The following is a 12,127-nucleotide window of genomic DNA, read 5'->3' on the forward strand; positions in this document are numbered from 1 at the left end:
TTATAAATTTTTTGCAAAAGCGCAACATTAAAATTCGCGGAATAAAAAAACAGGCTTAAAGCCTGTTTTTTGTTTAAAAATAAATTTTATTTTATCTCAAAACTTCCCAGCTCTTTCACTGTCTCGGAAATAAGATGGTCTTTCGCCCAACTTTTTTGGCTTTCATCTAAAATTTCGCCCAGCCCCTGAAGAATATTTTTAGAGCTGTAATTTTCAGAAATAAACTTTTTAATATATTTTAAAAACTCGTTTAAAGTTTTGTCTGTCCTTTCTTTAATTAATTCTTCATTAAGCGGATATCCTAACTTTAAAAAATGATGAACATCAAAAAGATCTCTAGACGCCAAGGTTCTGCGCTCGCTCAAAGCAACCAATTTATTGGAAAACATTGTTTTCTTATCGGCGATTTTTATCTTTACGCCTAAAAGCCAAACTGTTTTATAACTGTTATTTTTCCAAAGTCGCTTGTTAAACTCTACCTTTATATTGGGATAATTCGCCTCATAATCCAATAAGAAAAAAAGAGTAAATCTTTTGTCCCTAAATTCCTTAACCTCGCCATGTTTTTTAAAAATAATTTTTAAAATATCAATTTTCTCCTCGCTTAATTCTTTTAAAAGGTCAAAATCCAAATCAAGAGACATATGGGACAAATTATAAAACATCATCGCGGCTGTGCCGCCCTTAAAAACCACATTGCCATTCAAATGCTTGATGATGTCTATTAAAATTTCCGTTAGAACTCTTTTGTGCTTATCTAACTCAAAACTTTTTTTGGTCATAACTTTAAATCTTTTATCTTTTTTTGAACACTTAAAGGATAATTTTTGGCAAGCTGGTTTAAATAAGTTTTATTTATTTTTTCCCAGTCGTCTATATTGGCCACCGCGCCAAAATAAAATGAGTCAAGCAATGCTCTTTCCGGACTGGCAACGGATATGTTATTTTTAAAATCAACCCCATCTGAATTAAAAAACAATCCTTTTTTCATTGATTGATATTTATAAATTCTGCCTTCTATCTCTTTTTTATAATTTGAAAGAGAAATCGAGCACACTGTATCGCTTACTTGAAAACAGATGCCCCAAAAAAGCAAAGCGGAATTAAAGGAGATATACGATGGAGAGATGATTAAATTGGCTAATTCGTAAATGCTGTATTCTTTATTAAGCGCGTAATAACCTTTTTCTAATTTCAAAATTAAATTCTTAGCTACCATTCTTTTGGCGTAAATAATCGTATTCCTATAATTCTCGTCCCACAAGCTTTGCAAATCTTTAGCGCGAAACACCGTTTTTTTGCTTTCCATAAGAATTTTAAGTTTTTGAGTAATATTTGCCATATATTTAATACAAGTATACAAAATTGTATACTTCTATTATATAAAATAATAAAATTTTGTCAAGATATTTATTTTATCTGAAAAGTTCCCAGCTCTTTTTTTTCTTCAATTACATCAACAACGCTTCTGATATTGTCCAGGCTAATATGCCCTTTTTTAATATCAATTAATTTTGCTTGCAGAATAAATTTATCATTTAAAAATTTAGATGGAAATGAAAACCAATAATTAGTCCTAATCGTTTCATCTGTTTTCCATTCAGAAGTCGGATAAATTCCATAAGCCAAAGCATAAATTTTTTCCCAAACAATTTCGCCTTTGTTATTTAATATTTCTATTTGCAATTGGTAATTTCGTTCTATATTTTCTAAGACTTGCCATAAAAATGAGTAAAAAATAATTGATGAATTTTTAAATTCTTTTTTGTTATAGTCTAATAAGGCTATTTTTTTGTTATTAATAAAAACAGTATTTTTATAATTATCTTGCCTTAAATTTTCAATCTCAATTAATTTTTTATTGCTTTGATAATTTTTTTCAAATAAAACCAAACTGTCAACAACATCTACCACGCCATAATTTTCTAAATAAGCGCGCAAGCGATCATCGCCCGTCATATACTGCCCATTATATATTCCAATATTTTCTATTTGCAATTGATAAGTTATTAAATCAGAAAAATCTACTAAATAATAATCAATGTTATTAGGCAGTTTATAATCTTCTTGAGAAAATTGTTTTCTTCCTAAAAAAGCGTAATACAAAGAATAAATATTTTCGCGATCAGACAAGTTAGATATTAAATTATAAGTGGCAGCGACAGAAGAACCATTGGGTATTTTGTCAATAAACATTTTATTTAATTCTGTTTTTTCTCTTATTTGCTGGTTGCTGACTGCTTTTACTATTCCAATAATCGAACCCAAAGACAAATTAGCGTAAATTATGGAAACAACAAAAAAAATAATTAAAAAATTCTTTTCTTGAACAATTATTTTAAAAGCTCCTGAAAAATCAACCAATTTCCTCTTAATATCTGTTCTATTTTTTTCTAACAGTTTCCATTTTTCAAGTTTTTTATTTCTTTTTTCTAAAAAATTTCTAAATCCGTATATGGAAGCTATAATTAAAGCCGGCAAAAAAAGCAAAGCGTAATGAGTTTTAAGAATAAGATCGCCGCCGCCAGCCGAGCTTAAAAAAATCTGCGCGAAAATTCCAAGAGCCAACAACAAATATCTTTTCGCGAATAACGGTAAAAAAATAAATGCCAAAAAAAATCCAAAAAATGTTATTAAATTTCCAAAAGCAAACAGATGCAAAAAAACTTCAAAAGGGCTTTTGAAAAAATTTATTATTAATTCTAAAAAATTATTGTTGTTTCCAAGCCATTGATAATAAACTAAAAATTTATAAACAGAAGCTGGATTAAAATAAGCTATTATTTTGGCAGACGCGAAAAACCAAAATGTTGAAGCAAGAAACGGAACAACTATCCATTTTAAATTAATTTTAATTTTGTAAAAAAATTTCTGAAAAAATCCTTTTTCTAAAAAACATAAAAAACTAAACATAAAAACAACTAAACTAACATCCTCGCGAACCATTAAAGCTAAAAATAAAAAAATAATGAAAAATAAAAACTTTTTTTCTTGCCAAAAATAAAAAGCAAAAAGCAAGAAAAAAACAGAAAAACATAAAATATGAAAATCAAAAAGATTTATATTCCAAACTATTGGATTTAATAAAAAAACCGCTGATAAAACAAGCGCTATTGAAAATTTATCTTCTCGTTTTTTAAAAACATTTTTAGTAATTAAAAAAATAGGAAAAGCAGAAACAGCTAAAGCAAAACTTTGAACAAACAATAAAAAAACAGGCGACTTAAATAAGGCGTATAAAGGAGACAATAATAAAATAAACAAAGAAAAATGATCGCCTAAATATAAATGTGGATGAATGCTAAATTCAAAAAAACGAAATTCTGAAGTGTTAAAAAAAACCTGATTAAAAATCGCTAAATCAAGCCCATTATATAAAAAATTTTTATATTTCCAAAAACAAATTAAACTAAAAAACAAAGTATATAAAAAAATAAAAAACCATAACAGCCTAAAACTATTTTTGCCTTGATTTGCGTTAAAAAAATTTTTTAAATTATTGCCCATATTTACGCAAAAGCCCTCTGATTATAAAACCAGAGGGGAATGTTATTTAAAAATATAATTCAAAATGTTTAATCAATCGCCCCTAATGCTGTAAACACGAAGAATGTAATAGAAGCTGACAACAAAACTATTACCACGCCAATAGTCGCGTTCAAAAGTATTTTTTTTGCTGTCGCAATTTTTTGTTCATTCCCGCCTGAAAACATCCAATAATAACCGCCGTAAATTATTAACAAAATAAAAAGTATTCCTAAAAATCCAAGTATATAATTAATCACTAAAAGAATAAATAATTTTAAAGGCATTGGCTCGCCAGTGCTTGATCGCTCAAAACCATATTCTCCCATTAGATCAAAATAATGCCTGCCTTCGCTTCCAGAATCAAACAACGCCGCGTCCGCGATATTAACAATAAACAAATTGATCGCGAATATTAATAAAAAACAAAAAGCTATTTTTTTAAAATTAAACATAATTTAATATTCTGTTATGGTTGATAATTTTGACATCACAAACCACGCAACCATATATGAGCCAAAAATAATTACTACGCCGATAAGAGATCTTACTAAAATTTTTTTTGCTGTTCCAACTTGCTCTTCTTTCCCAGCGGCTGTCATCCACAAAAAACCGGCGTAAACAATAAGAATTACAAAAATAACAGCTAAAAATCCCAATAAAATATTTATAATTTTTGCCAAAGCAATAACTATACTGTCTTCATCAACATCACCGCTGTCAGAATAGCCGGCGCTGTCTCCTATTTGAGTTAATAGCTCGCCAAGGGTGCCGGCAAAAACAGAATTACAAAATAATAATGAAAAAACAAAAAAAATAATTACTAATATTTTGCTTGCTTTTTTAATCATACTTAATGTTCTTAAAATACAAAATAATATTATTCCCATGATTCCACTCTTTGGAAAAAATCAGGGAAAATTTTGAAACCTTAAATTTTGAATTTTGAATAAATTCTTTAATGACTTAATTTTGGATTAATCTATCTGACTGTCAAATTTTTAAATGGATTTTTTATTCTTTGTTTAAAAATTAAATCATTAAAAATTAGAAATTAAATCAAAATTCAAAATTAATAATTCAAAATTATTTATAGCCCTGTTATAAATCCTGTAGCGTCGCCAAGTTTCATAATAACAAACCAAGTAATCGCGTAAGCCAACATCACGATAACAATACCGATTGTAGAATTAACTATAGTCTGTTTTGCTTTTTCCACCTGTTGCTCATTGCCCTCAGCTGTCATCCATAAAAAACCGCCATACATTATTAAAATCAAAAAAACAATTCCGAGAAAAGTTAAAAATATTTTTATAAATCCTCCCAACTTATCAGCAAAATAAACATCTCCGTCTTCATTAACTGCTTCATAGCCAGCTCCGTCATCTCCTGTTCCGACTAAGTTTAATCTATCTAATATTTTTGTTGCTTGGATTGGCAATGCTATTAAGCAACATAATAATGATAAAACAGCAATTTGAAAAAATTTAGATTTTAAAAATATTTTTTTCATTTTGTTATCCTATATATTTTAATTAGTAAATCCCGTTGAATCAACTAATTGGGAAACAATATACCAAGTTATCGCGTAAGCAAACATCACAACTGTTAATCCAATAATAGAATTAATAATAATCTTTTTTGCTTCTCCAACTTTATCAGTATTGCCGCCAGCTGTCATCCAAATAAAACCGCCGTAAATTACTAAAATAAAAAATATTACTCCTAAAAAACTAAGCAGAGTTTTAATAATTTTGCCAAGAATCGGCTCCATATCTGTTTTATCGCTATATCCCGCTGAATTTCCAGCATCATGCAAAAATCCTGATGAATTAGTCAAATTAGGGCTAGCGCCTTCTGCTATAAAAGTAAAACAACAAGGAACCAGCAAAAAAACTATCGCTGTTAAAATAAAAATTTGTTTATGCTTTGTTTTGAACATAAATTATGGAGCACTGATTTCCGACTCGCCAACAGTCGCACTAAGTTCGCTTGTGATTATATAAGTTATTATATATGCTGAAAATACAATAATTAATCCTAAAATAGCGTTAGCTATAATCTTTTTTGCTTGCCCGACTTTATCCTGACTCCCGCCAGCAGTCATCCAAATAAAACCGCCATAAACCATTAAAACAAAAAATATTATGCCAAGGAAAGATAAAAATATCCCTATAATTTCACCAATAGCACCTGAAACCGAAGAAACTTCAGTAACTCCTGTGTTAAAACCAGCTTGACTGCCAGTATTTTCCAAACCTCCAACAGTTATTGCTTCTGCTGTGGTAAAATTAAATAAACAACAGATTATAAATAAACTTAAAATAATAAATTTTATTTTTTTAAACATCTAATCTATTATATTACTAAATTCAGTAGTAACTAAATGAGTTATAATATAAGCGGAAAGCACAATAATTATTCCTAATGCCGCGTTGCCTATAATCTTTTTTGCTTGCCCGACTTTATCCTGATTCCCGCCGGCAGTCATCCAAATAAAACCGCCGTAAACTACTAACATAAAAAAAATTACACCTAGAAAAGATAAAAACACTCCAATAATTTTACCAATAGCGTCTGCTAAACTAATGTCTCCTTCTTTGCTTGTGTTAAATCCAGCATGGCTTCCTGATATATCTAATCCATTTCTCACACTGTCATCAACCGCGTTAACAATAGTAAAATTAAACAGACAAACAATTGTTAAAAAACTCAAAATAACAAACTTTTTTTTATTTAAAAAAAACATAATATAAAACTAAATCAAAGACTATTTGACCATTTTTATTCTCTACCCGCGCAACACAATAAATCTATTTTGCTGTCTGGGTAGAGATTAAAATCTCTACCTTTATACAAAATTGTATAAAAAATATATTGTTTTTTATTCTTAATCAAAGTCAATGTTACTAAGTAATAGCACCGATTACAAAAGTAACAATCGCAAATGAAGCTAAAACGATAGCTAAACCAATAACACCGGCAATAATCATTCCGCGAGCGCTAGCAACTTTTTCTTCATTACCGCCTGAAAGCATCCATTGGAAGCCACCAACCAAAATAACAATAATAGCTAAAATTCCTAGAAATCCTAAAAGAATACTAACAACAGATGAAATCATTGATCTTAGTCCTTCTGTCCCCAATCCTAATGTAGTAGCATATTCCATTCCAAAATTCTGTGCTAAAGTTACTGAAAACATCATTGAAAACAAAAAGACAGAAACAAAAACTAAGGAAATTATTTTTTTCATATTTTCACCCCCTTTCTAACGCATTTAAGCATATAAATATTTTAAAAATTCCTTACCACTCCCCCTTATAAAGAGGGAATTAAATAGATATTTTTAAAATGTTAAAGTGTTAAAATGTTAAAGTATTTGTGTGTTTATTATTATAACACACTTTTTAAACAATCAAGAATGGAGATAAAAATCCTTCTCTTCCTAAAATAAATTTTAATATAACATAACTGCTAAAAATAATTAATAATCCCAAAAATGCCCATATTAAAATATTTTTCCCTTTTGTAACCTTTTCTTGGTTTCCGCCTGAAAGCATCCATTGAAAACCGCCGTAAATAAACATAACCAAAGCCAAAGATCCCATAACTGAAAAAGCTCCTGCTATTCCTGTTCCTATTATTTCTCTTGGATCATTATTGCCACTTCCTAAAGGATTAGACAATCTAGCAGCTGAACTAATTAACGGAGTTAACGCGATTAAAATTCCAAAAAATATTTTTTTAAACATATTTGTATTATATCAAAAATATAAAACTAATCAAATTTATTTTAAAAATTCCACCAAGCATTCTCAAAAATCGTAACATTGCCTAAATTGCCTAAATTGCCAGTGAACACCGCAATTACAAAATTAATAATTACCCAGCTTCCCAAAACTATACTCATTCCGATTACAGCCCCTATAATAATATCTTTGCCTTTTTGTATCATATTGGCGTTGCCACGAGAAAACAGCCAAACAAAGCCTCCATAAATGAAAAATAAAAGAGATAGACTTCCCAGTAATCCTAACATTAACTTAAAAACATTTACTAAAACTTGAAAAAACTCCTCTATTCCGCATTCTGTTGCTTTCCCACGGCACTCGGTCGGGATTAAAGGTCCGTCTAAAATTTCATAAACCCATCCGCTTACAACCAAAGGAGAATTTACTTCTATTTCAGACTGAGCGCTAATATCTTGATTTAAGAAAGGCAAAAAAGAAACAAAATAAAAAACAAAAATAAATATTAGAGGAAAAATTTTATTATTTGTTTTCATTTTAAAAAATTATTTAGCTCTATAAATTTTTTCTCTGATTGATTTCAAGGCTTTTTGCGAGTCTATGTCTTCATCATTATAAATTTTGTCAAACATTTCTTGAAAAACTATTTCAATATAATTAAATTTTTTATATCCGTGCCAACAATCCGCCGTAAGAACTTGATCAACAAACGGCTTTATCCGCAAATCGCTCTTCTGCTCTTCTATTAAGCTCCTTAAAGCTGTCGGTCTGTTTGTCTTTTTTAAATATTTTTTAACATTTTCTTTCTCGCTCATAAAAAGAATAAAATTCCACGCCTCACTTGCATGTTCACTTCTTTTAAAAACAGTATGTGTCCAATAATTAGCATAATTTACCGGATTGCCAAGATTAACCTGAGGTATAGGCGCTATTTTGAAATCTAATGCTGGAGCTTTTGATTGAAGCAACGGGATATGATAAGAATATCCAAAAAAGAAAGCTACTTTCCCTTGGGCAAAAGCATCCAAAGAATTTGGCATATCATTGTTCCATGAATAAACTTCACGTTCAGGAGAAGCAAAATCCAAATAAAAATTTAAAGCCTCTAAAGTCCTTTGGAAATAATTTTTGCTAGTTAGAGAATCTAAATTAACGCCATTCTGCAACATTAACAAAGATAATATATCTAATGGTCTTTCTATATTATCAAAAGTTCCCATGGCTGTTCCTGATTGAATTATTTCACGATTCACGTCATACTTGGTTAATATTCTGACGTCTTCTGAAAATTCATCCCAATCTGCTGGAGGAAAAACTATATTTGCGCTATCTAGCAAATCTCTATTATAAAACAATACTAGAGTATCTAAAAATAAAGGTAAAGCGTAAATCTGGCTCTTGCCTTTTTCATCCTTGAAAACAACATCATAATACACAGCGTCAACATAATCATTCTTTATATCGCTTACTAATGGGCTTGTGTTTTTTTTGTTTTCTATAACTTGCTCTGTCGCCCTCTCGCATCCAGGCAATGGAGGCTTATAAGACACATACGGCAATTCAATCTCTTTAGGCAAATAAGCTATTTTATTTTTATATTTGGCTGTCCATGTGTTATGAATAGAAAAAATATCAGGCCCCTTGCCTTCAACCCACGCGTTTAAAAGTGCGTTTTCATATTCTTCATATCTTAATTTTTTGTATTGTATGCTAATGTTTGGATGGATTTTATTATATTCGCTAATTATATTTTTAAAAACATCTGAATTGTCCCACACTCCCCAGAATTCCAAAGTTACTGGATTTAGTTTTTCCCTAACTTCAAAAGAGACGCATTTACATTGAAATCCTGAAGTAAGCAATAAAGCCAAAACCAATAATAAAATTTTAAATTTTAAATTTGTTTTAAAAAATTTCATAAAATTTTTTCCACAATTTATTTTTTTTATTATATCATATAAATAAAAAAACAACAAAAAAATTTGTTGTTTTAATTATAAATAATTTTCTAATACAGCTTTTTCAAATACTGCCCCGTATAACTCTTTTTAAAATTAGCGACTTTTTTAGGCTCTGCCTCACAAACTATTTTACCTCCTTTGTCTCCGCCTTCAGGGCCTAAATCAATTACCCAGTCAGCTTGTTTTATCACATCCAAATTATGTTCAATAATAAGAACCGTATTTCCCTTATCAACCAGCATATTTAAAACATTTAACAGTTTCTTAATATCATCAAAATGAAGCCCTGTTGTTGGCTCGTCTAAAATATAAAGAGTTTTGCCTGTGGAGCGTTTAGAAAGTTCGGTCGCTAGTTTAATTCTTTGGGCTTCCCCTCCGCTCAAAGTTGTCGCTGACTGGCCTAATGGCAAATATTCCAAACCAACATCATATAAAATTTTTAACTTATCATAAATCGCAGTGGCGTTTTTAAAAAAATTCAAAGCTTCATTAACGCTTAAACTTAAAACATCAGCAATATTTTTGCCTTTATAATAAATTTCCAAAGCTTTATCATTATATCTTTTGCCATGGCAAGCCTCGCATTCAATATAAACATCCGTTAAAAATTGCATTTCAACTTTTACGTATCCTTCGCCAGAACATATTGGACATCTTCCACCGTCAATATTAAAACTAAAAAATCCAACATCATATCCTTTTGCTTTAGATTCTGGCAACAAGGCAAAAAGACTTCTAATATATGTAAATAATCCCGTGTAAGTCGCTGGATTTGATCTTGGAGTTTTGCCAATCGGCGATTGGTCAATTCTAATAACCTTGTTAATATTTTCAATCCCCTTTATTTCTTTGTGTTTTCCAGAATACGCTTTTGCCCTGTAAAATTTTTTCGCCAAAGCTTTCCCCAAAATATCAATGATTAAAGTTGACTTTCCGCTTCCAGAAACTCCTGTTACGCAAATAAATTTCCCCAAAGGGAATTTAACATTTATGTTTTTAAGATTATTCTCCACAGCCCCGATTATTTCAATAAATTTGCCAGAACCTTTGCGCGAATATTTTGCTTTTTCTATTTTCTTCTTCCTGCTCAAATATTTTCCAGTTAAAGATTTTTTATTATTAAAAATTTGCTTAAAGCTTCCTTGCGCCACAATTTCCCCTCCGTAAATTCCAGCTCCTGGGCCAATATCAATTATATAATCGGCTTCTTTCATAATTTTTTCTTCGTGCTCAACAACAATAACACTATTTTTGAAGTCCCTTATTTTTTTCAAAGTCACTATCAATTTATCAACATCGCGCTGATGCAAGCCAATGGAAGGCTCGTCTAAAATATAAATAACATTTGTAAGCAATGAATTAATCTGGTTGGCTATTCGCACTCTTTGCGCTTCGCCTCCGCTTAAAGTTGTTGCTGATCTATCCAATGTTAAATAATATAAGCCAACATTTATTAAAGCATCTAACCTTTTTATTGTCGCTGAAATTAATTGATCGCTTATTTTTTTCTCATCTTTCGTAAATTTTAGGCTACTTATCCATTTTTTAGCGCCAATAATTGTTGAATCAACTATTTGATCAATTGACTTTCCATCCACCTTGACATTCAACGCCTCTTTTCTTAATCTTTTCCCCTCGCAATAAGGACAAACAGATTCTTTCATATATTTTTCAATTTCTGTTCTTAAAAAATTAGAATCTGTCTTATCATGTTTTTGTTGTAAAATATCCAAAACGCCTTCAAAATAATTATGTTTTTCCGCCTCTTCTTCATTGTCTCTTATAGGATCGCCATATAATACTATTTGTATATCTCTTTCTTTTAATTTTTCAACGGGTTCGTCAACTGAAAATTTATATTTTTTAGCGACATTTTGCAGCTTTTTCCAATATATTGGCTGATTGGAAAAAAATTTGGTCCAAGGCTGAATCGCGCCTTCTAATAAGCTTAATTTTTTGTTTGGAATTACCAAATCAATGTCAACATCTAATTTAACTCCCAGCCCTTTACAATGTGAACAAGCTCCATAAGGCGAATTAAAAGAAAAAAGCCTTGGCTCAAGTTTTGGAAATTTTTCATTGCATCTTGGACAAACAAAAAATTCCAAATATTTTTTTTTGCTTCCCCTGCTTAATTCCAATCCTGACAAAGGAACTCTTTTTTTCATGACTTTCTTCCCGCAATGAACGCAATATGGAATCCCGACTTTCGCGAATAAAAAACGGATATAATCATAAATTTCCGCCATTGTCCCGACTGTTGAGCGAGGATTGTTGGTTAGCGTTCTTTGATCAATTGAAATTGTCGGTGAAAGACCTTCAATCTGATCAACATCCGGCTTATCAGCCATTCCTAAAAACTGCCTTGCGTAAGATGAAAAACTTTCAGCATAACGGCGCTGGCCTTCAGCATAAAGAGTGTCAAAAGCTAAACTTGATTTTCCTGAACCAGAAAGCCCTGTTATGACAACCAATTTATTTCTAGGAATTTCAACATTAATATTTTTAAGATTATGTACCCTAGCTCCTTTAATGATTATTTTATCGTTTTCAATCGCCATAAAAATTTATTATTAACAAATAATATAACATAGCGCTTATAAAAAATCAAGAGATAAACATATAAACATAAGTCATTTGTAATTAGCCATTAATTCTCATGAATTATAATTTTCAATTTTTGTTAATCAATGTCTATAATATTTTGCGAACACGAATAAAAAAACTGCCAGAACTGTTTAGTTCTGGCAGATGATTATATTATTTTTTCTCCTTATTATTTGTGCCTAAAATCTCGCCAGTTTCTGATAAACATCTGTAAATCTTGTTTATCACAACATCCGTCATAATTCATATCGCATTTGCAATCATTATGTTGGCATCCGCTACCA

General features: G+C 30.2%; 14 protein-coding genes. All 14 read right to left on the reverse strand.

Features of this window, described 5'->3' with window-relative positions; all coding sequences use genetic code 11:
• Positions 1 to 86: 86 nt before the first annotated feature.
• Positions 87 to 782, reverse strand: coding sequence for a nucleotidyl transferase AbiEii/AbiGii toxin family protein (locus U9O55_02895; protein MEA2088759.1), 696 nt, complete (start codon positions 780 to 782; stop codon positions 87 to 89).
• Positions 779 to 1,342: a hypothetical protein gene (locus U9O55_02900; GenBank protein ID MEA2088760.1), complete on the reverse strand. Its 564-nt coding sequence runs from the start codon at positions 1,340 to 1,342 to the stop codon at positions 779 to 781. The genes U9O55_02895 and U9O55_02900 overlap by 4 nt, the downstream gene beginning before the upstream one ends.
• A 68-nt stretch (positions 1,343 to 1,410) precedes the next feature.
• The gene (locus U9O55_02905; GenBank protein MEA2088761.1) at positions 1,411 to 3,507 is read right to left on the reverse strand and encodes a DUF2079 domain-containing protein; all 2,097 of its coding nucleotides are present in this window, start codon (positions 3,505 to 3,507) and stop codon (positions 1,411 to 1,413) included.
• Between the two features lie 68 nt (positions 3,508 to 3,575).
• Positions 3,576 to 3,980 carry a hypothetical protein gene (locus U9O55_02910; GenBank protein ID MEA2088762.1) on the reverse strand — a complete coding sequence of 135 codons (405 nt, stop codon included), beginning with the start codon at positions 3,978 to 3,980 and terminating at the stop codon, positions 3,576 to 3,578.
• Between the two features lie 3 nt (positions 3,981 to 3,983).
• Positions 3,984 to 4,376, reverse strand: a complete 393-nt coding sequence (locus U9O55_02915; protein MEA2088763.1) for a hypothetical protein — start codon at positions 4,374 to 4,376, stop codon at positions 3,984 to 3,986.
• 239 nt (positions 4,377 to 4,615) lie between these two features.
• Positions 4,616 to 5,038 carry a hypothetical protein gene (locus U9O55_02920; GenBank protein MEA2088764.1) on the reverse strand — a complete coding sequence of 141 codons (423 nt, stop codon included), beginning with the start codon at positions 5,036 to 5,038 and terminating at the stop codon, positions 4,616 to 4,618.
• A gap of 18 nt (positions 5,039 to 5,056) precedes the next feature.
• On the reverse strand, positions 5,057 to 5,467 hold the full coding sequence (locus U9O55_02925) for a hypothetical protein (protein MEA2088765.1): 411 nt from the start codon (positions 5,465 to 5,467) through the stop codon (positions 5,057 to 5,059).
• 3 nt (positions 5,468 to 5,470) lie between these two features.
• Positions 5,471 to 5,875: a hypothetical protein gene (locus U9O55_02930; GenBank protein ID MEA2088766.1), complete on the reverse strand. Its 405-nt coding sequence runs from the start codon at positions 5,873 to 5,875 to the stop codon at positions 5,471 to 5,473.
• The gene (locus U9O55_02935) at positions 5,876 to 6,274 is read right to left on the reverse strand and encodes a hypothetical protein (GenBank protein MEA2088767.1); all 399 of its coding nucleotides are present in this window, start codon (positions 6,272 to 6,274) and stop codon (positions 5,876 to 5,878) included.
• A gap of 160 nt (positions 6,275 to 6,434) precedes the next feature.
• Entirely contained in the window at positions 6,435 to 6,779 is a 345-nt protein-coding gene (locus tag U9O55_02940; GenBank protein ID MEA2088768.1) for a hypothetical protein, read from the reverse strand.
• 154 nt (positions 6,780 to 6,933) lie between these two features.
• Positions 6,934 to 7,278, reverse strand: coding sequence for a hypothetical protein (locus tag U9O55_02945; protein MEA2088769.1), 345 nt, complete (start codon positions 7,276 to 7,278; stop codon positions 6,934 to 6,936).
• Positions 7,279 to 7,319: 41 nt separating this feature from the next.
• Positions 7,320 to 7,811 carry a hypothetical protein gene (locus tag U9O55_02950; protein ID MEA2088770.1) on the reverse strand — a complete coding sequence of 164 codons (492 nt, stop codon included), beginning with the start codon at positions 7,809 to 7,811 and terminating at the stop codon, positions 7,320 to 7,322.
• Between the two features lie 9 nt (positions 7,812 to 7,820).
• Entirely contained in the window at positions 7,821 to 9,194 is a 1,374-nt protein-coding gene (locus U9O55_02955; protein MEA2088771.1) for an extracellular solute-binding protein, read from the reverse strand.
• 89 nt (positions 9,195 to 9,283) lie between these two features.
• Positions 9,284 to 11,797: an excinuclease ABC subunit UvrA gene (gene uvrA / locus U9O55_02960; protein MEA2088772.1), complete on the reverse strand. Its 2,514-nt coding sequence runs from the start codon at positions 11,795 to 11,797 to the stop codon at positions 9,284 to 9,286.
• Positions 11,798 to 12,127 lie beyond the last annotated feature (330 nt).

The organism is Patescibacteria group bacterium, assembly GCA_034660655.1.
Lineage (GTDB): Bacteria > Patescibacteriota > Patescibacteriia > JAACEG01 > JAACEG01 > JAACEG01.